Genomic DNA, 22,578 nt, shown 5'->3' with positions numbered 1-22,578 from the left:
TGCGCACAGTGATCCTGGTGCCCTTCCGACCTGACGGTGGTCGGCGCGACCAGCTGTGGACGTTCACGCGGGCGTGGCTGCGGGCGCGCCATCCGGACTACCCGATCTACGTGGGCGCGTCGCCGGAGGGACTGTTCAACCGCAGCGCGGCGATCAACCGGGCCGCAACCGAAGCGGGGGATTGGGACGTCGCCGTCGTGTGCGACTCCGACACCGTCGTCCCGGCCGCCCAGCTCGAGCAGGCAGTCGCCACGGCCCACCGCACCGGTTTGCTAACCTCGGCGCTGAGCAAGGTCGTCGAACTGAGTCGTGAGTCGACTGACCTGCTGCTCTCGGGGGCCGACGCCGACGTGACCCGCCTCAAGAAGGACCGCACCCGGACCAAGGACGACTTGACCCAGTCCTCGGTTCTCGCAGTCCCGCGTAGGCTGTGGGCTGCCATCGACGGGTTCGACGAGGAATTCTGTGGGTGGGGTTGTGAGGACAACGCCTTCTGGCTGGCGGCAACCGTCGTCGGCGGTAGTGATCCGATCCGCGTGCAGGGCAGCGCATTCCACCTGTGGCACGAGCTAGCCCTCAAGTTCAGGATCCTCGACCCGGTGTTCCGGCGCAACCTCTGGCGGCTTCGGCGCTACGGAAAGGCGCAGACGCCCTCGCAATTGGCTGCGCTGCGCGACGCCTGAGTGTCGTCGGCGAAGACTCGACGCCCCCCTCTCGGACCGCGGATGCCGCGGGCGGCGAGGCGGATCGGGTCGACCGCGAAACGGCCCATCGGTACGAATCACGTTGATTTTCCGACGATCTCCCGGTTTCGGGCAGGGTTGACACGACGACGGCAAACGGGTCATCGAAACGTCACCTCAAGTGCGCTGGAAGCTGACGTCGGCTGGACCGGCGCCGTTGCTGGCCGGTGTAACCTCACATGATGTTCACCCGCGGCGATATTCGTGGCGTCTCGGTGCACGAGGTATTCGAGGCGCTGGGTCGGTTCGTCGTCCGGCGACCCATCGCGATCATCGTCTTCTGGTTCGCTCTGCTCGGCGTGCTGTTCTTGTTGATCAGTCCGCTGTTCGTGGTGGCGCAGAGGAATCCGCCGGATCTGCTGCCGAAGGACTCGCCGATCCTCGCCGCCGGCGAACACATGAAGAACGCGTTCAAGGAGGCCGACGGCGGCAACGTCGCCGTCGTCGTCCTGTCGAGTGACAACGAGCTGACGCCGGCCGACGAAGACGTCTACCGGAAGTTGGTGTCGGCGCTTCGTGCCGACACCGACAGCGTCAAGTCGACCCAGGACTTCATCTCCATCCCCGAACTCCGCGACGCGATGACGAGCAAGGACAAGCACGCCTGGACACTGCCGATCAGCCTAGAGGGCGGGATGGGCTCCGGGCCCGGTCAGGCGGCCTACGGCAAAGCGCTCGACACCGTGGAGGAGGTCACCAAGGGTTCGTCCCTCCACGTCAACGTCGTCGGCGCGTCGGCGACGTTCGAAGACCTGAACAAGCTCGGCGAACACGACCAGACGATCATCGAGATCTCGACCGTGGTCACCATCTTCACCATCCTGGTGATCGTCTACCGCAATCTCGTGGCGATGTTGATGCCGCTGATCACGATCGGCGTGTCGATGGGCGTTGCTCAGCAGGTGGTCGCCGGCCTCGGCGAGCTGGGTTTGCCGATCGGCCCTCAGACCATCGTTCTGATGACGGGCATGTTGATGGGCGCGGGCACCGACTACGCGGTGTTCTTGTTCAGCAGATACCAGGAATGTCTGCGGCGGGGGATGGCCTCCGACGACGCGGTGGTGTACGCGCTGGCGACCATCGGCGAGGTGATCGCGGGCTCGGCGGCGACGGTCGCCTTGACCTTCATGGGTCTGTCGTTCGCGACGCTGGCGGTCTTCCTGACCGTCGGGCCCTCGTTGGCGGTCACGATCCTCATCGCGGTGTTCGCGGCGATGACACTGCTCCCCGCCCTGATCGTGCTCGCCGGCCGGCGAGGATGGGTCAAGCCGCGCAAGGACATCACCGGACGGTTTTGGCGCACCTCGGCCGTGCGCATCGTGCGGCGACCTCGGGCCTTCCTCGCCGCCAGCCTCGTCATCCTGCTTGCCCTCGCGGGGTGCGCGACCCTGATCAAGTACAACTATGACGACCGCAAGAACCTCCCCGATGACGCGCCGAGCAATCAGGGCTACGACGCGCTCGTCAAGCACTTCCCCGTCAGCACCACGATGCAGCAGTTCATCCAGATCTACGCGCCCAACGTCGACCTACGGTCGCCCAAGTCGCTGGCCGACCTCGAGCAGATGGCCACTCGGATCAGCCAGGTACCGGGAATCGACTCGGTGCGCGGCATCACCAGGCCCAACGGCGAGATGCTGCAGGAGGCCAAGTCGACCTACCAGGCCGGCGAAGTGGGCGGCAAGCTCGCCGACGCGTCCGGACTGATCGCCACCAACGATCAGAACCTCACCCTGCTGGCCAACGGTGCGCATCAGCTGGCCGACGTCAACAATCAGATTCGTCTCCAGTTGCTCGGTTCGATGGGGTCGATTCGCGAGGTGTTCAGCGGGCTGATCCAGGTCAAGGAGGCCATGGGTGACGACGTCACCTTCGACGACCTGTCCAAGCAGGCCGCCGTCCTGGCCAACATGCAGTCCGTCGGAGACTCCCTGGGCAACAGCCTCGACACGGTCACCAAAGCGTATGACTCGTCGCAGTCCATGCTCGCGGTGCTCAATAGCAGCATGGCCTGCAACATCGACCCAGCCTGCGTTTCGTCACGGGCCGAACTTCAGCGCCGGGTGGACGGCTACAACTCTGCCGACATCACCTATCTGAAGGCACTCAGCGCGGGTCTGAAGGACACCAAGGGCACCGACCGGCTCGACGACACCATCCGCAAGATTGGCTCGAATTTCGAGCGGGCCTTCGCTGGGCTGCAGCAGCTCGGCATCGAGGACGAGAGCGACCTCGACGTCAAGCTCGGCGAGCTTCGCCAGAACGCGGACAAGCTCGCCGACTCCAGCAAACAGCTCGCCGACGGCGTTCAGCTCCTGGTCGACCAGACCCGCAACATCGGCGGCGGCCTCGACCAGGCGTCGGGGTTCCTGCTGGCGATGAAGCGCGACGCGTCCGACCCGGCGATGTCGGGTTTCTACATCCCGCCGCAGGTGCTCACGCAAAAGGAATTCAAGAAGGCCGCGCAGCTGTTCGTCTCCGACGACGGACACACCGTGCGGTATCTGGTGCAGACGGCGCTGAACCCGTTCGGCGCCGAGGCGATGGACCAGGTGGACCTCATCCTCAAGGCCGCCGACAGTTCCAAACCCAATACCAGCCTCGCCGACGCGCAGATCACCATGGTCGGTTTCTCAGCGTTCCAGAACGACATCAGAAACCACTACGACCACGATCTGAACTACATCGTCATCATGACGCTGGTCGTCGTGTTCCTCATCCTGGTGGCGTTGCTCCGGGCGATCGTCGCACCCATCTATCTGGTCCTGTCGGTCGTGCTGTCGTTCGTCTCGGCCATGGGGATCGGCGTCATCTTCTTCCAGTTCATCCTCGGCCAAGACATGTATTGGAGTGTCTCGGGGATGGCATTCCTGGTTCTCGTGGCCGTCGGCGCCGATTACAACCTCCTGCTGATATCTCGAATCCGGGACGAAGCGAAGTACGGCGTCAGGTCGGCGGTCATCAAGACCGTCGGCGCCACCGGCGGCGTCATCACCTCGGCCGGATTGATCTTCGCCGCGTCGATGTTGGCGCTGACGGTCAGCAGCTTGTCGACGGTCGTCCAGCTCGGTTTCGTGATCGGCGTCGGGCTGTTGCTGGACACCTTCATCGTGCGGACCATCACGGTCCCGGCCGTCGCCGTCCTCATCGGAGACCGCAACTGGTGGCCGTCGAAGACGCCGCGGCAGATGATCGAGGAGAAGCGCAGGCGGGCCCGGGCGGAGGCCGCGCAGGCCTACGAGGACGAGGGACCCACCGGTCCCATCCGAACCGGCACGGTCGACTACGACGCCCACGACGCCCACGGCGACGACGCAGACGACGCCGAGGGGGACGACGGCTACGCAATCGCGGTGCAGACCGCCAGCCGGATCAACGCCGCCTGGCGCGACGACGACTAGACGATCGTCAGCGCGCGTTCCGTGCTGCCGTGCGATAGGCGCGCACCACGAACATCCCCGCCACGGCGGCGATCGCCACGATCCACACGACTGTCAGCACGAGTGGTTGCACGGCGAAGCTGCCGTGCGCGAGGTTCTTCATCGCTTCGATCGTGGCCGACATCGGCTGGTATCGAACCACCGGGCGAATCCACGCGGGGAACAGCTCGAGCGGGGCCACCCCGGAGCTTGCGAACACCGCGCCGAGCGACAGCCCGTTCAGCCAGGTGAGCAGGGCGACGCTGTGGGTGCGGAGGGCGACGAGGATGACCAAGGTGGCATACACCGTCACCCACACCACCGGAATCGCCGTGAACACCAGCGCCGCGACGAGGCCGCCGTGGAAGCGCATTCCGAGCATGGTCCCGACGACCGTGATCACGACGGTCGCCATCAGGGTGCGGAGCGCCTCGGCCAGCAAGGTCCCGGTGAGGGCGCTGCCCCGGGTGACGGGCATGACCCAGAAGCGAGCCATCAGCCCGTTCTCCCGCTCCGACGGGATCGACAGGGCAGCCGCGACCGATCCCGACATGCCGCCGGCCAACGCGCACATCGACACCACGGTCTCCAGGCTGTCGCTACCCGTCAGGCGCGTCATCGACTTGCTGACGAGCATGTAGTAGACGATCAGCAAAATGGTGGGGAACAGCAGCGACTGCAGTGGCACCAGCGGGTTGCGCCGCCATCTCGTGATCAACCGGCCCGCGAAGATCATGCTCTCGGTGGCCAGGGGGAAGCGCCGGGGTTCGACGACGGTCATCCGCGCCGTCACCGCTGCCGTCCCTGGCCCTTGATCGCCAGGTACCCGAACCCCACCAGGAGTCCGACGCACCAGGCCAGCGTGATCGCCAGGTTGGGCCCATCGACGTGGCCGCTGGCGAAGCCGCGCAGGGTCTCGGTGATCTGCGAGATGGGCTGGTACTCGACGAAGGGCTGCACCGCGGTGGGGAACGAGTCGACCGGTGCCATGCCCGTCGAGAGCAGCACCAGCAGCAGTTGCGGGATCAGCAGAAGCTGGCTGGAGGTGTCCGTCCGCTTGGCGCGAGTGCCGGTCGCCTCCGCACCGAATGACAGCGCGAGCGTCAACGTCAGGGACAGCAGGACGAACATGGCGCCGAAGGCGAATCCGCCGTCCATCCGGAAGCCGAACGGATAGGCCACCGCGAACGCGGCGACCAACGCAAGCGTGCCACGGATCAGGCAGTACAGCACCCGGGCCGTCATCGGGGCGTACACGGAGATGGGAAGGGTTCGCAGCCGGACGCCGAACTCCGAGGCGCGCTCGTGGGCGGCCTGGTCGGTGGTGTTGAGGGCGCCGAAGAGCATGGCCTGCACCACCACTGCAGGAAGGACGTACTGCGGGTAGCTGATTCCGCCGGTGTCGATGACGTTGCGCAGCCCGACGGTGAACCCGACGAACGTCAGCACCGGCATCAACACCGCCAAGACGAGGTCGAGGTTGCGAATCGAGGCTCGAACCTGCCGTTCGGTGAGTGCGACGACGGCGGTCATACCGTCAGCGTGGGACCGGTGAGGTGCAGGAACACCTCGTCGAGCGAGGGCTTGCGCAGCGAGATGTCCATCAGCTCGACACCCAGCTCCTCCAGCTTGCGGAACACCTCGCCGAGCGTCGTCACCCCGTGCGGCGCAGGCACCGCGACCGTGTTGGCGGTGGCGTCGACTTCGACGCCCTCGTAGCCGCCGAGCACCGACACCACGCGGACCAGGTCCTCGGGGTGCAGGGGAGTGACTTGGCAGTAGCTGTGCCCCATCCGGCGCTTCAGCTGTTCGGCGGTGCCGCTGGCGATCACGCGGCCGGCGTCGAGGATGACGATGGAATCGCTCAGGACGTCGGCTTCCTCGAGGTACTGGGTGGTCAGCAGGACGGTGACGTCCTGGGCGGCGAGCGAGGCCACCAGCGTCCAGACGTCGCGTCGGCTGCGGGGGTCGAGCCCCGTCGTCGGTTCGTCGAGGAAGAGCACCTTGGGCGGCACGATCAGGGAGACGGCGATGTCGATGCGACGTCGCATGCCGCCGGAGTAGGTGGAGACCTCGCGGTCGGCGGCCTCGACCAGGTCGAAGCTCTCGATGAGTTCGTCGGCGCGGCCACCGGCCTGTTTGCGCTTCATCCCGCGCAGTCGACCGAACAGCACCAGATTCTCGCGGCCGGTCAGGGAGCCGTCGAGCGCCGCGTCCTGGCCCGTGACACCGATGCTCTGGCGCACCTGGTCGGCGTCGGCGACGACGTCGAACCCGGCGACGGTCGCCCTACCCGACGACGGTTCGAGCAGCGTCGAGAGGATCTTGACGATGGTGGTCTTGCCGGCCCCGTTGTGGCCCAGTAGCCCGCAAACCGAACCCGTCGGCACCGCGAAGCTGACCTCGCGCAACGCCGGCAGCAGGCCGAACGACTTGCTGACGCCGTCGACCTCGATCACGTCAGGCGTCCAGCCGGACGAATCGCCCCTCGCGGTACAGGTCGACGCACGCCTGCCGGCGAATCTTGCCGCTGGTGGTGATGGGGATGGATCCGCGCGAGACGAACACCAGATCCGCGGCACTGATCCCGTGGGCCGTGGAGATGGCCGAGGTGACGTCGCGCTTGACGGCAGCCAACCGCTCCTGGGTCTCCTCCGGCGTCGCCCGTTCCTTCATCTCCACGATCGCCACCAGTTTCTCGGTGGCGTCCTCCTCCACCGAGATGGCGGCGACCCGGCCGTTGGACACGGCTCCGACGGTGGCTTCGATGTCATCGGGGTAGTGGTTGCGACCGCGAACGATCAGCAGGTCCTTGATGCGGCCGATGATGAAGAGTTCGTCACCCTCGACGAACCCCAGATCGCCGGTGCGCAGCCACGGGGTGTCGGCTTCCGAGTCGGTGTCGAGGGTGCCACCGAAGGTCTGTCGGGTCTCCTCGGGCTTGTTCCAGTAGCCCTTGCACACGTTCGCCCCGCGCACCCAGATCTCTCCGATGGTGGCCGCCGGAGCCTCGCGACTGCTCTCCGGGTCCACGATGCGGATCTGCGGTGACTGCGGAACGCCGTAGCTGACGAGGTCGGTCCCGGTGGCGCTACGCCTCGCGACCCCGGCCGTGAGCTTCTCGGTGTCGAACGTGGCGACCACCGGCGGGACGGCCGGGTCGTCGGTGGCGACGAAGAGCGTGGCTTCGGCCAGTCCGAAGGAGGGCCGGATGACCCGGCCCTGGAAGTCGAACTTGGCGAAGCGGGACGTGAATCGCTTGACCGAGACGGGTTGCACGCGCTCCGCGCCGCAGATGATCGCCAGCACGTTGCCGAGATCGAGTCCCGCGAGATCCTCGTCGGTGGTCCGGGCGGCGGCCAGGTCGAGGGCGAAGTTCGGCCCCGCGGTGAGCGCGCGGTCGCGCTTGGCCAGCTGTTGCACCCACCGCGCCGGTCGCTGCAGGAACGCGATGGGGCTCATCAAGACCGAGGGCCAGCCACCCATGATGGGTGCGCAGATTCCGAGGATGAGACCCATGTCGTGGTAGAACGGCAGCCACGACACCGTGGTGGTGCCCACCGGTGCGACCTTGCCCCATTCGACGAGCAGCGCCGACACCTGCTGCTCGAAGTTGGCGAACAGATTGCGCTGCGAGACCATCACGCCGGCCGGGGTGCGCGTCGACCCGGACGTGTACTGCAGATAGGCGGTCTCCGGAGGAGTTTCGCGCCGCGACGTCGAACGTCGGCGGACGCTGAGGTCGAGCTCGTCGACCACGATCACGGCGGGCGCGGGCTGGTCGTCCTGCGCGGTGGCATACGGCCGCACCGCCGCCACGGTGTTCGCGGTGGTGAGCAGCACCGTCGGACGGGCGTCCCGCACGACCGCGGCGACGCGTTCGTCGTGCGCGCCGACCATCGGCGTCGACAGCGGCACGGCGATGACGTTGGCCTCGAAGGAGGCCAGGAACCCGAGCACGTAGGACATGTTCTGCGGGGCGAGGATGACGACGCGGTCGCCGATCTGGGCGTGCTCGCGGATCTCGGCGGCGAGTGCGACGACCTGCTGCTGCAACTGTCCCCAGGTGAGCGTCTCCTCGACGCCCTCCCACTCGCGGTCGTAGTCGATGAAGGTGAATGCGGGGTCGTTGGGTTGCAGGCTCGCCCGCTCGCGAAGAATCGCGGGAATCGACGAGTCCAGCATGGGCGGCCCTTTCTGCGGCGCAACGAAACGTGTGGGTCGAGCTTAGGGAACGCGACCACGCAATGCGCAATGTAGCGAGAATGACTATGGCACAGCCGCTTAGACGCCTCGTCCACGCTGGTGCCCGTGCCGCTTCCGGGTGCATTCTCGCAAACTTGCTGACGTTCCCCAAAATCGAATACCTTTTGACCGATTTGGGGTTGCGCGAACCGCTGAACTGTCGCTGAGTCGGCCGAGGGCGATGGCGGCTGCCGGTCAGTGGGGGCCGTGGGCAAACCCGGCGACCGCGCCGACGCGTCGCCGCCCGGTTCGTCACGGATGTTTCAGCTGCCGAACCTGGTACGCGAAACGTGTTGTGCGGCAGTGATTCTCGAGATCAGCGACTGGTCTTGCTGAACCACTTGGTCTTGACCCGCCACGAATGGGCCGACGTCAAGGCGAAGCCGGCGCCGCACATACAGGCGAAGAACCACACCAGACTGCCACGCTCGACGCCCTGCAGCGACGGCACCAGCGCGGTGACGATCCGGACGGTGCAGGCCAGGATGCCGCTGACCGACGCGGCCAGGTAGATGTTGGCGATCACGCGCGAGCGCGGATCCCTCCGCAGGATCAGCAGCGCCCGCGAACCGTATCCCAGCAGGTAGATCAACGTTCCGCAGAGCAGCATCCAGTAGGTGGTCAACCAGAAGTCGGTGGGCACCTCGAAGAAGTCGGGGGCGTAGATCGTCGCGCCGTTGCCGAGGGAGAAGCTGGCCAGCAGCAGCGGAATGCACAGCGTGGCCGGCCGCTCGACGTACTGCTTGAAGGTGACCTGCATGGCGTGGTCGTCCTGCAGTCTGCCCAGGGCGTTGTAGACGATCGCCGACGCCGCGACGACGTACATGTCGTGACCGATGTAGTCCTCGAGATTCCACAGTCCGGTCAGCGAATGCAGCCAGTGCCCGACGGTCTCCGACGCCAGGGGCGACATCATGAACACGGTGGCGCCCTGCAACGCGATGTTGAGGGTGGCGGCGACCTCCCAGCGGCACGACCAGGTCAGTCGGCGAATCCACAAACTCCACGCCACACACAGAAGTGTGATGGTGATGAGGACTGCCAATCCCATGAGCTTCGCTTTCGAACGTGAGTTGCCGCTGGCAAATCTCGAGACTTACAACGGGGGAGCGTCGGCGCGCGGCGTGAGATCGCGGAGGCGAGGGCGCCGCACCGTTCGCCGCGCCATCGTGGCCTCCGCGACGGTGGCCACCGACATCGGCGCCGACTCCACGTAGCTCCAGACTTCCTCGCGGCTCATCAATCCGAAGCGAACCTGCAGGTCGGGGTAGCTCAGGCTGAAGCGATCTGCCACCAGACGCAGCTCTTCGGCGTTCGGGTAGTCGGCTTCCTTGATGCGCCGGTAGTAGGTGCTGCTCGACGTGCCGAGCGCATCGTAGATGGCCCTCGCGTCGACCTCTCCATCCAGGAGATAGTCGAGCAGGGTCTTTAGCTGACGGCCGTTCTCATCAGTCCGTGGCACCGGCATAGCTTAGCTGGTGGGGCGGGGCTTGGGCAGTGTGCGCGGCAAATGGATTCGGACTCTCTTAATTGACATCGCCGTCACAGTTTTGGCAGATGTGTCCCATTTATGGGACAGCCGTGTAGCGTGCCAGTCATGACGCGCGCAAACCTGCAGCTGACTGATTACGACCCCGAGGGCCGCCCCCGGGTCGAGGACGTGGAGTTGCTCTCGGCCCCGCTGTCGACGCTGTTGACTCTGGAGCTCGACGGAGCAGCCGCGGCCCTGGAGGTCTCGACCGACGACATCCTCCTCGCCGCGCTGGGGCGCGCCGTCGAACGCACCATGGGCACGGGCGTCGTCGTCGTGGACGTGCCCTGCCACGGCACCAGCACACGACCGATTCGTCTGGCGTGCGTGTCGCCCTCCGAGGTTGACGCCAACGAGATGCTGGCCGGCGTGCATCAGCAGCTCGGCGCCCTCGCCATCAGCCGCATCGTGCGCGGCGTCCCCGACCACGGCACGGCCCCGTCCATCGCCGACGTGCTCTTCGCCTCCGGCGGCACGGCCGCGGACTACCCGCACCGCGGTCACGTCCTCGAGCTGCGTGCCTTCCGCCGCGGTGACGTCGTCGTCCTGGACTGGTGGTTCGACGCCCGTAGTTTCGAGCGGTACACCGTCGCCGAGCTGGCCGACCAGTTCCCGCTGGCGATGATCGAGCTCACCTCCGAGGCCACGCCGGGGGTTCACGCGAACCACGAGTTGGCGCTGGCCCACTAGCGGTCTCTAAACTCTGCTCAGCGGCGTTGATCCGGCCATCACCGGGGAGCCTTCGGAAGAACGGCGCTCCGAGTTCGCTCGACGCTCAGTAGAACCGAACGGGTGGGCCCGTGATCGCCTAGTCGAGCGGCGCACTTCGTGTGCGCAAGCGGGGTGGTACCGCGGTGTTCGCGCACGAGCGCGACGTCGTCCCCGTGCCTTGCAGACCTTGGGCACAGGAGACGAACACGGTGACGGCCTATCCGAGACCGGCGAGCGGATCGCCGAGCTTCCCCGACCTCGAACTCGAGGTCCTCGACTACTGGGACGCCGACGGAACCTTCCGTGCCAGCATCGACCGGCGCGACGGCGCCCAGGAGTACGTCTTCTACGACGGGCCTCCCTTCGCCAACGGGCTTCCGCATTACGGCCACCTGCTGACGGGGTACGTCAAGGACATCGTGCCGCGCTATCAGACGATGCGCGGCTTCAAGGTCGAGCGCCGGTTCGGCTGGGACACCCACGGGCTGCCCGCCGAACTGGAGGCTCAACGCCAACTCGGCATCACCGAGAAGGCGCAGATCGAGGAACTGGGCATCGACGCGTTCAACGCGGCGTGCCGTGCGTCGGTGCTCAAGTACACCGCGGAGTGGCGGGCCTACGTCACCCGACAGGCTCGCTGGGTCGACTTCGACCACGACTACAAGACCCTGGACCTCGGCTTCATGGAGTCGGTCCTCTGGGCGTTCAAGCAGTTGTGGGAGAAGGGGCTGGCCTACGAGGGCAACCGCGTCCTGCCGTACTGCTGGAACGACGAGACGCCTCTGTCCAGTCACGAACTTCGGATGGACGACGACGTCTACAAGAATCGGCAGGATCCGGCGGTGACGGTGGGGTTCCGGATCGCCCAACAGACGTCGAGCCCCGATCTGGCCGGGTCGTACCTGCTGGTCTGGACGACCACCCCGTGGACGCTGCCGTCCAACCAGGCCGTCGCCGTCAACCCCGACGTGACCTACGTGGTGGTCCAGGGCGCCGACGGCAACCGTTACGTGCTCGCCGAAGGCCGGGTCGCGTCCTACGCGAGGGAGCTGGGCGAACGGCCCGCCGTCGTCGGCACGTTCACCGGCCGGGAATTGCTGGGCCAGCAGTACGTGCCCCCGTTCCCCTACTTCATGGACTCGCCCAACGCCTTTCGCGTCCTGCCGGGGGAGTTCGTCACCACCGACGACGGCACCGGCATCGTGCACATGGCCCCGGCCTACGGCGAGGACGACAAGGCCACCGCCGACGCGGCCGGCATCGTCGCCGTCACACCGGTGGACTCCAAGGGTCGCTTCGACGTCACGGTGGCCGACTACACGGGGCAGCACGTCTTCGACGCCAACCCGCAGATCATCCGCGACCTGAAGAACGGCACCGGTTCGGCAGGGGAGAACGGTGCGGTCATACTGCGCCACGAGACCTACGACCACTCCTATCCGCACTGCTGGCGGTGCCGCAATCCGCTGATCTACCGGGCGGTGTCGTCGTGGTTCATCAAGGTGACCGACTTCCGCGACCGGATGGTCGAGCTGAACCAACAGATCACCTGGTATCCCGAACACGTCAAGGACGGTCAGTTCGGCAAGTGGCTGTCCAATGCCCGCGACTGGTCGGTGTCACGAAATCGCTACTGGGGCAGTCCGATTCCGGTATGGAAGTCCGACGATCCGACCTATCCGCGGGTCGACGTCTACGGCAGCCTCGATGAGCTGGAGCGTGACTTCGGGGTGCGCCCGACCGATCTGCACCGGCCCTACGTCGACGAGTTGACCCGGCCCAACCCCGACGATCCGACCGGCCGGTCGACGATGCGGCGCATCGAGGACGTCTTCGACGTCTGGTTCGACTCGGGCTCGATGCCGTACGCGCAGGTGCACTATCCGTTCGAGAACCAGGAGTGGTTCGACGGCCACAACCCGGCTGACTTCATCGTCGAGTACATCGGGCAGACCAGGGGCTGGTTCTATCTGCTGCACGTGCTGGCCACGGCGCTCTTCGACCGTCCGGCCTTCCGCACGTGCGTCTCGCACGGCATCGTGCTGGGCAGCGACGGGCAGAAGATGAGCAAGTCGCTGCGCAACTACCCCGACGTCACCGAGGTGTTCGACCGGGACGGCTCGGATGCGATGCGCTGGTTCCTGATGGCCTCGCCGATCCTGCGGGGTGGCAACCTGGTCGTCACCGAGCAGGGCATCCGCGACGGCGTGCGGCAGGTGCTGCTGCCCCTGTGGAACGCCTACTCGTTCCTCGCGCTGTACGCCCCGGCGAAGGGCACGTGGCGAACCGACTCGACGCACGTGCTGGACCGCTACATCCTGGCCAAGGTGGCCGTGCTCCGCGACGACCTGACCGCCTCGATGGACGTGTGCGATATCTCGGTGGCGTGTGAACAGGTTCGCCAGTTCACCGAGGCGCTGACGAATTGGTATGTGCGACGGTCGCGTTCGCGATTCTGGAACGAAGATCTCGACGCCGTCGACACGCTGCACACCGTGCTCGAGGTCACCGCCCGGCTGACCGCCCCGTTGCTGCCGCTGATCACCGAGGTGATCTGGCGCGGCCTGACCGATGGCCGGTCGGTGCACCTGACCGACTGGCCGCGGGCCGACGAGGTGCCCGGCGACCCGGAGTTGGTGGCGGCCATGGACCAGGTGCGCGACGTGTGCTCGGTCGCGTCGTCGGTGCGCAAGGCCAAGAAGCTTCGCGTGCGGTTGCCGCTGCCGAAGTTGACGGTCGCCGTACAGGATCCGGACTCGCTGCGGCCCTACGCGGACCTCATCGCCGACGAGCTCAACGTCAAGGCGGTCGAATTGACCGACGACATCGACGCCTACGGGCGATTCGAGGTGGCCGTCAACGCGAAGGTCGCGGGTCCGCGACTGGGCAAGGACGTCCAGGCGGCGATCAAGGCCGTCAAGGCGGGCGAGGGCGTGCTCAACCCGGACGGCACCCTGACCGCAGGCCCGGCCACGCTGCAGCCGGCGGAGTACTCGTCGAAACTGGTTGCCGCGGAACCGGAGTGGACTGCGGCGCTGCCTGACGGCGCGGGTCTCGTCGTCGTCGACGGCACCGTGACGCCGGAGTTGGAGGCCGAGGGCTGGGCCAAGGACCGGGTGCGCGAACTGCAGGATCTGCGAAAGTCCTCGGGGCTGGACGTCTCCGACCGTATCGCGCTGACGATGTCGGTGCCGCAGGCCCGCGTCCAGTGGGCGCGGACGCACGCCGATCTGATCGCCGCCGAGGTGCTGGCCACCCGCTTCACCTTCGCCGAGTCGGTCGACGGCACGGAGATCGGCGACGGGGTGCGGGTCTCGATCGCCAAGGCGTGACGGGCCGCTCAACCCGTCACGCGGGCGGTCTCCCGGCCGAACGTCACCGTGTCGCCGTGCTGCAACTGGCGGCCTCGCCGGGTCTCGACGGCGTCGTTGACGCGCACCAGCCCGTCGCCGATCACCCCCTTGGCGTCGGCGCCGCTGTCGATCATCCCGGCGTACTTCAGGAATTGGCCGAGGCGGATCGAGTCCGACGAGATCGGTACGTCGCGAACGGGCTGCGCCATACCGCCCAGGCTAACGCGGTGGGTCACTCGACCGCGCCGGTGAGCCCCATGTCGGCGACGGCGCGGGCCAACGCGCGTCGCATCGCGGTCCGCGTGTTGACGCCGCCGACGACCCAGCTGCCGACGGTGACGAAGACGTGTCGGCCCGTCCGGCCGGACCCGACGAAGAGCATCCCGCCCATGCGGTCGAGCACCGCGGCGGTGTTCGGCTCCAGCATCCGCACCCCGAGGTAGTCGGCCTCGGTCCCGTCGGGGCGGTTGGTCTCCGGGGGCAGCGCGCCGAGGTTCGAGCACCCGATCGGGCTGCCGACCTGCTGCACCAACCCCTCCAACCGGCGGACGAGGAACGCGGGGGTCAGGGGCACCAGCGCGAGCGGGCCGAGCAGTTCGTTGGGGGTCTCGGCCAGCGCCGTCAGGGCGGCCTTCAGGTCGGCGCGCACCCGGCTGAGGTCGGTGGTGACCGTGTCGGGGTCGACGGTCACCGCAGCCGCGGTCAGCGCGTTGGCCCGGGTGTCACCCGGTGTGCGCTCGCTGACCGGCAGCGACGCCCGCACCATGCCGTCGGCGTCGACGCGCCCGAGGATCTGGCCGAGGCGCGCCGCCAGCCCGATGAACAATGAATTGCTGCTGCCACCAAGCTCTTTGGCGCGCCTGTCCCACTGGTCGACGTCGACGAAGATGGCCGAGTTGGGCGGCACCACGATCTCGCGGGAGGCCACACCGGAGGTCCCGCGCGTGCGGGTCTTGCCGCCCGACTTGACCGACGTCGACAATCCCTCGCTGTCCTTCCGTGCCACGCGGGCCGCCGCGGCGACCGCCCTCGCCATTTCCGGCACGTCCCGCAGCACTCTGCGGCCGTCCTCCCGGATGGCCTGCCGGCGGGGGCGCGAGCCCGGCCGCGGATAGCCGAGATCGCGCCGGACTCCGTTCACGGCATCGACGATCGCGTCGATGATGGCCTTCGCGTCGCCCACCGAATGCGAGACGACCAGGGTGACCGCGGTGCCGCCGTCGCTCAGGGGCTGTACCCCCAGGTGCCACGCCGGTCCGTGCTGGGGGTCGACGGGGTGGCGGAGCCGATCGTCGGCCCAGGTCCACACCTCGGACCTCGGTCGATCCTCGGCGGCGATCTCGACTGTCGCCGGGCCGGGCGCCGCGACCCAGTGGTCACGGCCGAACGGGAGAGCCGAGCGTTCGATGTGTCGGCCCAGCAGACCGAAGCCGAGGTTGGCGTGGAGGCGACGCAGCCCGTCCAGGTCGACGGCACGCTCGTAGATCCAGGTGAACTGAATCAGCGGACCGCGGCCAAGGGCCCGCAACGCGAGGAAGGAGCCCTGGTCGATGTAGGCGAGCGTATTGTCCACTGTCACATGCTAAGCGCCGGTCAGTGCGACTCGGACAGCCAGGCGTCGGTGACCGCGACGACGTCGACGATCCCGGTGGCGAGCAGACCGGCGACGAACGAGGCAATCGTGCCGCCGATCAGGGGCACGTTGACCTTCACCGTCGCGGTGCCCACGAGTCGGGTGCCCGGGCCCTCCGGCTGCAGTTCCACCACCCCGCGTCCCGACATCGGGGTTCGCGGCGCATGGACGGTGATCTCGCCGCGCGCATGACTGCCGTCGTCGGCGGGATGCCATACCTCGCGCTGGACGACCTCCAGCGACGCCAGCCGTAGCCGTCGAAGCGGATCGGGAAGTTGGTCACCACCGAAGCGCATGGTCATGGTCACCGCGGTCCGGCCCGCGGAATCGGTGTCGAGCGCGTCCAGCGTGGGCGAACCCCCCTCGAAGGCACCCAGCCGCGACCGCCAATAGCGATCGTCGCGAAAGGCCGCCAGGATGCTGGGCAACGGGTGTGGCGATCGAGCGGTCAGCGGCACCGAACGCGACACCGAACGCCCCTGCCGCCTAGAAGGAACACTGCTCGAAAGAATGGTGCCCGGCGATCAGCGATCGTCGGGCACCACTGGATGAATCGATCAGAACGGTGGCGGGGGCAGGCCCAACGGGTTGAGCGGGTTGATCGCCGGCGGCCCGGGAATCCCACCGAGCTGCGGCTGCAGGTTCACGGCGAGGTTCGGCACCAGGCCGAGGCCCACGCTCGGCAACACGACGTCGGGCAGGTTCACGGTGCCCAGCGACGGAATTCCACCTGGCAGACCGCCCAATCCGCCCAGCCCGCCGCCACCTGCAGCCAGCGAGGGCGGCGGCGGCAGGGCTTGCAGCTGCTTGCTGATGCCGGCGACCAGGTCGACGCACTGGTGGTTCTCTTCGTCGACGACGGTGCCGTCGGGGCAGTTGAGGCCCTTGTTGGAGCTCGAGGAACTGGCACCCGTATCGGCGTGGCTGATCGCAGGAACGACGACGGTCCCGTACAGCAAGGGGCCCACGGCGAGTGCCGAGCCGGACGCGAGGGTGAGCAACACTCGCTTCAATCGGACTGTCATGAAATTCCTTGAATGAATGGACGCAATGTACGAATCGAATTGAGTGTAGACAATTGTTTCCTCACTGCACACCGCTGAGCGAATCCGACAAATGGAATGTTTGGCGAAACTGCTCGTGGGCTGGTCAGGCTCCCCTCGATGCCGGGACCGTCCGACGCGCGCCCTAGCATCGCCTGCATGGAGGGTCGGTGGGTCCTGCACTTCGACATGGACGCGTTCTTCGCCTCCGTCGAGCAGCTGACGCGACCCACCTTGCGCGGCCGACCGGTGCTGGTCGGCGGTCTCGGCGGCCGGGGTGTGGTCGCGGGGGCGAGCTACGAGTCGCGCGTCTTCGGCGCCCGGTCCGCGATGCCCATGCATCAGGCCCGGCGGATGGTCGGTCCCGCCGCCGTGGTGCTGCCGCCGCGTGGCGTGGTCTACGGGGTCGCCAGCGGCAAGGTGCTCGACACCGTTCGCGCCCTGGTCCCGGTCCTCGAGCAGTTGTCGTTCGACGAGGCCTTCGGCGAGCCGGCGGAGTTGGCGGGTGCCGACGCCGAGGAGGTGCGCCGGTTCTGCGAGGAACTGCGCGCCCGGGTGCGCGCCGAGACGGGCCTGGTGGCCTCGGTCGGCGCCGGTTCCGGCAAGCAGCTGGCCAAGATTGCCTCCGGTCTGGCCAAGCCGGACGGCATCCGCGTCGTCCGCCGCGACGAGGAACGCGCGCTGCTGGCCGGGCTGCCGGTCCGCCGGTTGTGGGGGATCGGACCGGTCGCCGAGGAGCGGCTGCACCGGCTGGGCGTCGACACCGTCGGCGCGCTGGCGGCGTTGAGCGCCTCGGAGGTGGCCGACATCCTCGGCGGTACCGTCGGACCCGCGCTTCACCTGCTGGCCAGGGGCGTCGACGACCGGCCGGTGGCAGAACGGTTGAGCGCCAAGCAGATCAGCGCGGAGTCGACCTTCGCGGCCGACCTCAACACGATGGACCAGTTGCGCGAGGCGACGGGTCCGATCGGTGAGCACGCGCACGCGCGGCTGGTGCGCGACGGCCGGGGTGCCCGCACCGTCACCGTGAAGCTCAAGCGGTCGGACATGAGCACGCTGACCCGGTCGGCGACGCTGCCGTACGCCACCGCGGATCAGGCCACGCTGATCGGCACCGCGCGCAGGCTGCTTCTCGACCCGGTGGAGATCGGCCCGGTGCGTCTGCTCGGGGTTGGCTTCTCCGGGCTCTCCGACGTCCTGCAGGAATCGTTGTTCCCGGACCTCGACCAGACGCTCGAGGCATCGGTCGGCCATCAGGCCGGTCCGGTGCCGGCGGCCTCCGAACCCGCCGAGTCGGCCTGGCGCATCGGCGACGACGTCACCCACAGCCGATTTGGCCACGGATGGGTCCAGGGCGCGGGCCACGGCGTGATGACGGTGCGCTTCGAGACCCGCGCGAGCGGGCCTGGACAAGCCCACACCCTGCCCCACGACAGCCCCGACGTCACCCGGGCGAACCCGGTCGACAGCCTGGACTGGCCCGAGTACGTCGCCGCCATGGACCGGGCGGAGTGACTACCGCACCCCGGCCGCACGCACCTCGGGGACGTCACCCCATCGCGCGAAGACCTCGTCGACGGGTTGGCCGGCAGCGAGCGCGGCCATCAACAGCACGCGCGATTGTGGCGGCGGCAACGTCGCGGCGACCACCGCGCCGGCGTCGACGAGCATCCGCCCCGGCCCGTACCCGACGGTGACGCGCGCACCGGAGACCCGGCTGGAGACAACCACCGCGACGCCAGCGGCACACGCCCGGCGGACCCCGTCGATCATCGCGGCGCCGGCGTTGCCAGAGCCGAGGGACTCCAGGACGACACCGCGCGCACCGGCGGAGACGCACGCGTCCAACGCCGTCGCGTCACCACCTGCGTAGGTGGCGATGACGTCGACGCGGGGCGCCTCGGCCGCGGACACCTCCCGGACCGACGGCCGCGGCCGTGCCCGGGGGGCCACGTCGACGCCGACGAAGCCGACGCCGGTCTTGGTGAGCCCCAACGGTTGCCAGATCGTGCCGGCCAGGGTCACGACGACCCCGATGCCCCTGGCCTCGGGGTTGGCGGCGAGCGTGACCGCGTCGTGCAGGTTGGCCGGCCCGTCGGGGGCTTGGGCGTCGGCGCTCCGCATCGCTCCGGTCAGCACCACCGGAAGGTCGTCGTGGTGGGTCAGCTCCAGCCACAGCGCCGTCTCCTCCATGGTGTCGGTGCCGTGGGTGATCACCACGCCGTCGGCGCCGGCCTGGGCGGCCGCGGCGACCGCCGCCCGCATCCGATCCCAGTCCGCAGGCTGCAGTTGCGAACTGTCGACGGCCATCAGGTCCACGACGCCCACCTCGACGCCGGTGTGCAGACCCGCGATGAGATCGTCGCCGGACTGGGTGGGTCGCGCCACGCCGTCGGCGCCGGTGCTGGTGGCGATGGTGCCGCCCGTGGTGACGACGACGACGCGGCTCATCCGGTGACGTCCCGCGGGCACGCTTGGCTCATGCGGCGATTGTTCACCATGGGTCCTTTGGGATGATGGGCGAGTGACTGACGAATCAACGGGATCGACGGAGTCCGCGACCGCGGGCGACGACACCGCCGCACCGCCCCGGCGGCGGCGCCTGCGCCTGTTGCTCTCGGTCGCCTCCGTCGTGCTGCTCCTGGACGTGGTGACCAAGGTGCTGGCCGTCAGGTTGCTGACGCCCCAGCAGCCGGTGTCGATCATCGGTGACACCGTGACGTGGACGCTGGTGCGCAACTCGGGGGCCGCGTTCTCGATGGGCACCAGCTACACCTGGGTGTTGACGCTGGTTGCGTGTGCCGTCGTCGTCGGCATCGTCTGGATGGGCCGGCGTCTGGTGTCCCCGTGGTGGGCCCTGGGCCTCGGAATGATCCTCGGCGGTGCGCTGGGCAACCTCGTCGACCGGTTCTTCCGGTCCCCGGGACCGCTGCGCGGCCACGTCGTGGACTTCCTGTCGATCGGCTGGTGGCCGGTGTTCAACGTCGCCGACCCGGCGGTGGTGGGTGGGGCGATCCTGTTGGTCGCGCTGTCGGTGTTCGGCTTCGACTTCGATACCGAGGGGAGGCGCCAGCCGGACCGACCATCCGATGACGAGGGGAGGCGCCAGCCGGACCGAGCATCCGATGACGAGGGGAGGCGCCAGCCGGACCGAGCATCCGATGACGAGGGGAGGCGCCAGCCGGACGCCCCCGCGACCACCGCCGCCCCGGTGACCGAAGCCGATACCGAGAGGGACTGATGACGACCCGGTCCATGCCGGTGCCCGAGGGACTCGCGGGCATGCGCGTGGACGCCGGCTTGGCGCGGCTCCTCGGGTTGTCCAGGACGGTCGCCGCGACGCTGGCCGAGGACGGTGGCGTCGATCTCGACGGCACCCCGGTGGGCAAGTCCGACCGCCTGGTCGCCGGCGCGTGGCTCGAAGTGCGATTGCCCGAACCGGCTGCGCCCCTTGACAATCCGCCGGTCAACATCGAGGGGATGGACATCCTCTACGCCGACGACGACATCGTCGCCGTCGACAAGCCGGCCGGAGTCGCCGCCCACGCGTCGGTCGGGTGGACGGGCCCCACCGTGCTCGGTGGGCTGGCCGCCGCGGGCTTCCGGATCACCACCTCCGGGGTGCCGGAACGCAAGGGCATCGTCCAGCGTCTCGACGTCGGAACCTCCGGGGTGATGGTGGTGGCGATCTCCGAGCATGCGTACACCGTGCTCAAGCGGGCCTTCAAGGAACGCACGGTCGAGAAGCGGTACAGCGCGCTGGTCCAGGGGCACCCCGATCCGTCCAGTGGAACCATCGACGCGCCCATCGGCAGGCACCGCAGCAACGACTGGAAGTTCGCCGTCAGCGAGGGTGGCCGGCCCAGCGTCACCCACTACGACACCGTGGAGGCGTTCGCGGCCGCGAGCCTCCTCGACGTGCACTTGGAGACTGGTCGGACGCATCAGATCCGGGTCCACTTCTCGGCGTTGCATCACCCGTGCTGCGGAGACCTCACCTACGGTGCCGACCCGACCCTGGCCAAGCGGCTGGGCCTGGAACGGCAGTGGTTGCACGCACGCCAGCTGGCCTTCTCGCATCCCGCCGACGGCCGCCGGGTCGAGATCACCAGTCCGTATCCCGCCGATCTCCAACACGCGCTCGACGTGCTTCGGCACCACGACTCGTGACCGAGGGCTCGGTCGCCGAGTCCCGCAGGCGCACCGGCATGTTGGCCGGAATCGGGGCCTACGTCTGGTGGGGTCTGTGCCCGGGGTTCTTTCCGCTGCTCCTGCCCGCCGGCTCGCTGGAGGTGCTCGCGCACCGCATCGTGTGGAGCGCGGTGTGCCTGTGCGTGGTGCTCGCGGTCGCCCGCCGGTTCGGGGATCTGCGCACGCTCGGGGGCCGGACCTGGCTGCTGCTGCTGGGGGCCTCGGCGTTGATCTCCGTCAACTGGGGGATCTACATCTGGGCGGCCACCCACGGCCACGTCGTCGACGCGGCGCTGGGGTACTTCGTGACGCCGCTGGTGACGGTGGCGCTCGGGGTGGTGGTGTTCCGCGAGCGCGTCGGGCGCTGGCAGCTCGTGGCGCTGGGGTTGGCCGTCGTGGCGGTGGTGGTGTTGACCGCCGAGGTGGGCTCGCCGCCCTACGTGGCCGTGGGCCTGGCCACGTCGTTCGGGCTGTATGGCCTGGTGAAGAAGGTGGTGGTGGCCGATCCGCGGGTCAGCGTCGCCGTCGAGACCCTGCTGGCCCTGCCGCTGGCCGGCGGCTACCTGGTGACCCTGCAGATCCTCGGGCAGGGCCACGTCACCGGCTACGGCGCGGGCCGCCGCGCTGCTGGTCCTGGCCGGACCGGTGACGGCCATTCCGCTGCTGTTGTTCGCCGCGGGCGCGCAACGTCTGCCGATGGTGACGATGGGGTTGCTGTTCTACCTCAACCCGGCACTTCAGATGGGCTGGGGCGTGCTCGTCGCCCATGAGCCGATGCCGCTGGGCCGGTGGGTCGGGTTCGGGTTGATCTGGGTGGCGCTCGGGGTGCTGACCGTGAGCTCGATGCGTCGTGACCAGACTCCATCGCCATTGAATCCGTAGCCGGGCGAACCTCGGACGGAGCACCCGAAGGACGAGGTAAGGGTTGCCTACGACATCCTGAACAGGTATTTCATTAGTCGAACAACCGGACGGTTGACCTCCGAACAGCAATGATCTACGGTTTGCCGACATGACGCAGGGTGACGATGGGCGAGTCGCCGTGGCCCGCCGCCGAGGCCGTCCCGTCAACTCGGATTCGGCCGAGACGCGCAACCGCATCCTTCGGTCTGCCCGGCAGGTCGTCAACGAGCGCGGGTACCAGGCCACCACCTTCCAGGCGATCGCTGCGGCCGCGGATCTGAGCCGTCCCACCCTGCATTACTACTTCGCCTCCCGCGAGGAGATCTACCAGAGCCTGGTGATCGAGGCGGGCGCCGTGGTGGCCGAATTGGTCGAGGTCGCCCGGCGACCGGCCACGCTGGCCGCCCAGTTCGCCGCTCTGGTCGAGGCCGTCCGTCAGGCCGACGCCCGCGATCGGTCCCAGGTTGCATTCATCGTCAGTGCCCGGCTGGAGTCGGCCCGGAACCCGGAGCTGCGCCCGTACCAGAGCGCCGGAATCCGGGATTGCCTCGTCACCCTGGTGAGCGCGGCCCACGCCCGCGGCGAATTGGCCGACGGCGTCGACGTCACCCCGGTCGTCGACGTACTGCACGCAATGCTGCTGGGAGTCGTCTTCTACGCGGGCTTCGTCGACGACGTGGCCGACCTGTTCCCGATCACCACGCAACTGGACCGCGTGGTGTCACACGGGTTGAGCGGAGGGATGTCGGCGCCCGGGTGCGACACGAACGACGACACGCCGAGCGTCGTCGGAGGGCGGCCATAGA

General features: G+C 68.2%; 19 protein-coding genes and 1 pseudogene. 9 read left to right on the top strand and 11 right to left on the bottom strand.

What is annotated here, in order from left to right; genetic code table 11:
- The first annotated feature begins 17 nt into the window (after window positions 1–17).
- The gene (locus ABZ195_RS12845; protein WP_355218144.1) at window positions 18–683 is read left to right on the top strand and encodes a galactosyltransferase-related protein; all 666 of its coding nucleotides are present in this window, start codon (window positions 18–20) and stop codon (window positions 681–683) included.
- Window positions 684–925: 242 nt separating this feature from the next.
- The gene (locus ABZ195_RS12840; protein WP_355218142.1) at window positions 926–4,144 is read left to right on the top strand and encodes an RND family transporter; all 3,219 of its coding nucleotides are present in this window, start codon (window positions 926–928) and stop codon (window positions 4,142–4,144) included.
- A 7-nt stretch (window positions 4,145–4,151) separates the two neighbouring features.
- Here the strand turns inward: ABZ195_RS12840 and ABZ195_RS12835 are convergent, their stop codons facing one another.
- From ABZ195_RS12835 to ABZ195_RS12810, 6 genes are all read right to left on the bottom strand, one after another.
- Window positions 4,152–4,943: an ABC transporter permease gene (locus ABZ195_RS12835; RefSeq protein WP_355218140.1), complete on the bottom strand. Its 792-nt coding sequence runs from the start codon at window positions 4,941–4,943 to the stop codon at window positions 4,152–4,154.
- A gap of 8 nt (window positions 4,944–4,951) precedes the next feature.
- Window positions 4,952–5,695, bottom strand: a complete 744-nt coding sequence (locus tag ABZ195_RS12830; protein WP_355218138.1) for an ABC transporter permease — start codon at window positions 5,693–5,695, stop codon at window positions 4,952–4,954.
- On the bottom strand, window positions 5,692–6,621 hold the full coding sequence (locus ABZ195_RS12825; protein WP_355218136.1) for an ATP-binding cassette domain-containing protein: 930 nt from the start codon (window positions 6,619–6,621) through the stop codon (window positions 5,692–5,694). The genes ABZ195_RS12830 and ABZ195_RS12825 overlap by 4 nt, the downstream gene beginning before the upstream one ends.
- 1 nt (window position 6,622) lies before the next feature.
- Window positions 6,623–8,347 carry an AMP-binding protein gene (locus ABZ195_RS12820; RefSeq protein WP_355218134.1) on the bottom strand — a complete coding sequence of 575 codons (1,725 nt, stop codon included), beginning with the start codon at window positions 8,345–8,347 and terminating at the stop codon, window positions 6,623–6,625.
- A 376-nt stretch (window positions 8,348–8,723) separates the two neighbouring features.
- Window positions 8,724–9,458 (bottom strand): hypothetical protein, encoded by a 735-nt coding sequence (locus ABZ195_RS12815; protein ID WP_355218132.1) that lies wholly within the window; start codon window positions 9,456–9,458, stop codon window positions 8,724–8,726.
- 45 nt (window positions 9,459–9,503) lie between these two features.
- Complete coding sequence (locus tag ABZ195_RS12810) at window positions 9,504–9,869, bottom strand: XRE family transcriptional regulator (RefSeq protein ID WP_355218130.1); 366 nt, start codon at window positions 9,867–9,869, stop codon at window positions 9,504–9,506.
- A gap of 135 nt (window positions 9,870–10,004) precedes the next feature.
- On the opposite strand from ABZ195_RS12810, the gene ABZ195_RS12805 reads away from it, so the two are divergent.
- Both ABZ195_RS12805 and ileS read left to right on the top strand, forming a co-directional pair.
- On the top strand, window positions 10,005–10,628 hold the full coding sequence (locus ABZ195_RS12805) for a hypothetical protein (protein WP_355218128.1): 624 nt from the start codon (window positions 10,005–10,007) through the stop codon (window positions 10,626–10,628).
- A 230-nt stretch (window positions 10,629–10,858) separates the two neighbouring features.
- Window positions 10,859–13,981 (top strand): isoleucine--tRNA ligase, encoded by a 3,123-nt coding sequence (ileS, locus tag ABZ195_RS12800; protein ID WP_355218126.1) that lies wholly within the window; start codon window positions 10,859–10,861, stop codon window positions 13,979–13,981.
- A gap of 8 nt (window positions 13,982–13,989) precedes the next feature.
- Here ileS and ABZ195_RS12795 read toward each other — a convergent pair whose 3' ends face one another.
- The 4 genes from ABZ195_RS12795 to ABZ195_RS12780 form a co-directional block, all read right to left on the bottom strand.
- Window positions 13,990–14,211: an RNA-binding S4 domain-containing protein gene (locus ABZ195_RS12795; RefSeq protein ID WP_263997728.1), complete on the bottom strand. Its 222-nt coding sequence runs from the start codon at window positions 14,209–14,211 to the stop codon at window positions 13,990–13,992.
- Window positions 14,212–14,234: 23 nt separating this feature from the next.
- Window positions 14,235–15,575, bottom strand: coding sequence for a hypothetical protein (locus tag ABZ195_RS12790; protein WP_355218124.1), 1,341 nt, complete (start codon window positions 15,573–15,575; stop codon window positions 14,235–14,237).
- A gap of 20 nt (window positions 15,576–15,595) precedes the next feature.
- Entirely contained in the window at window positions 15,596–16,105 is a 510-nt protein-coding gene (locus ABZ195_RS12785; RefSeq protein WP_355218123.1) for a DUF2505 domain-containing protein, read from the bottom strand.
- 87 nt (window positions 16,106–16,192) lie between these two features.
- Complete coding sequence (locus ABZ195_RS12780) at window positions 16,193–16,660, bottom strand: hypothetical protein (RefSeq protein ID WP_355218121.1); 468 nt, start codon at window positions 16,658–16,660, stop codon at window positions 16,193–16,195.
- A gap of 177 nt (window positions 16,661–16,837) precedes the next feature.
- Here ABZ195_RS12780 and ABZ195_RS12775 point away from each other — a divergent pair, with 177 nt between their 5' ends.
- A complete protein-coding gene (locus ABZ195_RS12775) occupies window positions 16,838–18,193 on the top strand; it encodes a DNA polymerase IV (RefSeq protein ID WP_355218119.1) in 1,356 nt (451 codons plus the stop codon).
- Here ABZ195_RS12775 and ABZ195_RS12770 read toward each other — a convergent pair whose 3' ends face one another.
- Window positions 18,194–19,129 carry an asparaginase gene (locus ABZ195_RS12770; RefSeq protein WP_355218542.1) on the bottom strand — a complete coding sequence of 312 codons (936 nt, stop codon included), beginning with the start codon at window positions 19,127–19,129 and terminating at the stop codon, window positions 18,194–18,196.
- A gap of 151 nt (window positions 19,130–19,280) precedes the next feature.
- Between ABZ195_RS12770 and lspA the strand changes: the two genes are divergently transcribed.
- The 4 genes and pseudogenes from lspA (at window position 19,281) to ABZ195_RS12750 (ending at window position 22,577) form a co-directional block, all read left to right on the top strand.
- Window positions 19,281–19,919: a signal peptidase II gene (gene lspA, locus ABZ195_RS12765; protein WP_355218540.1), complete on the top strand. Its 639-nt coding sequence runs from the start codon at window positions 19,281–19,283 to the stop codon at window positions 19,917–19,919.
- Window positions 19,919–20,848: an RluA family pseudouridine synthase gene (locus tag ABZ195_RS12760; protein ID WP_355218117.1), complete on the top strand. Its 930-nt coding sequence runs from the start codon at window positions 19,919–19,921 to the stop codon at window positions 20,846–20,848. The genes lspA and ABZ195_RS12760 overlap by 1 nt, the downstream gene beginning before the upstream one ends.
- Window positions 20,849–20,886: 38 nt before the next feature.
- A pseudogene (gene rarD / locus ABZ195_RS12755) lies at window positions 20,887–21,751 on the top strand (EamA family transporter RarD).
- Between the two features lie 130 nt (window positions 21,752–21,881).
- Window positions 21,882–22,577 carry a TetR/AcrR family transcriptional regulator gene (locus ABZ195_RS12750; RefSeq protein WP_355218115.1) on the top strand — a complete coding sequence of 232 codons (696 nt, stop codon included), beginning with the start codon at window positions 21,882–21,884 and terminating at the stop codon, window positions 22,575–22,577.
- The last annotated feature ends 1 nt before the right edge of the window (window position 22,578 follow it).

It is taken from the genome of Mycobacterium sp. NPDC006124 (genome assembly GCF_040614235.1).
GTDB lineage: Bacteria > Actinomycetota > Actinomycetes > Mycobacteriales > Mycobacteriaceae > Mycobacterium.
The sequence above is the reverse complement of the archived record's forward strand: the minus strand, read 5'-3'. Positions and strand labels throughout refer to the sequence as shown.

Bases quoted from the DNA above. Each gene is read 5' to 3' on its own strand.
- ABZ195_RS12760 (WP_355218117.1), top strand. From the start codon at position 19,919: ATGACGACCCGGTCCATGCCGGTGCCCGAGGGACTCGCGGGCATGCGC.
- ABZ195_RS12780 (WP_355218121.1), bottom strand. From the start codon at position 16,660: ATGACAGTCCGATTGAAGCGAGTGTTGCTCACCCTCGCGTCCGGCTCG.
- ABZ195_RS12805 (WP_355218128.1), top strand. From the start codon at position 10,005: ATGACGCGCGCAAACCTGCAGCTGACTGATTACGACCCCGAGGGCCGC.
- ABZ195_RS12750 (WP_355218115.1), top strand. From the start codon at position 21,882: ATGACGCAGGGTGACGATGGGCGAGTCGCCGTGGCCCGCCGCCGAGGC.
- ABZ195_RS12835 (WP_355218140.1), bottom strand. From the start codon at position 4,943: ATGACCGTCGTCGAACCCCGGCGCTTCCCCCTGGCCACCGAGAGCATG.
- ABZ195_RS12840 (WP_355218142.1), top strand. From the start codon at position 926: ATGTTCACCCGCGGCGATATTCGTGGCGTCTCGGTGCACGAGGTATTC.
- ABZ195_RS12830 (WP_355218138.1), bottom strand. From the start codon at position 5,695: ATGACCGCCGTCGTCGCACTCACCGAACGGCAGGTTCGAGCCTCGATT.
- ABZ195_RS12815 (WP_355218132.1), bottom strand. From the start codon at position 9,458: ATGGGATTGGCAGTCCTCATCACCATCACACTTCTGTGTGTGGCGTGG.
- ABZ195_RS12770 (WP_355218542.1), bottom strand. From the start codon at position 19,129: ATGAGCCGCGTCGTCGTCGTCACCACGGGCGGCACCATCGCCACCAGC.
- ABZ195_RS12775 (WP_355218119.1), top strand. From the start codon at position 16,838: ATGGAGGGTCGGTGGGTCCTGCACTTCGACATGGACGCGTTCTTCGCC.
- ABZ195_RS12820 (WP_355218134.1), bottom strand. From the start codon at position 8,347: ATGCTGGACTCGTCGATTCCCGCGATTCTTCGCGAGCGGGCGAGCCTG.
- ABZ195_RS12795 (WP_263997728.1), bottom strand. From the start codon at position 14,211: ATGGCGCAGCCCGTTCGCGACGTACCGATCTCGTCGGACTCGATCCGC.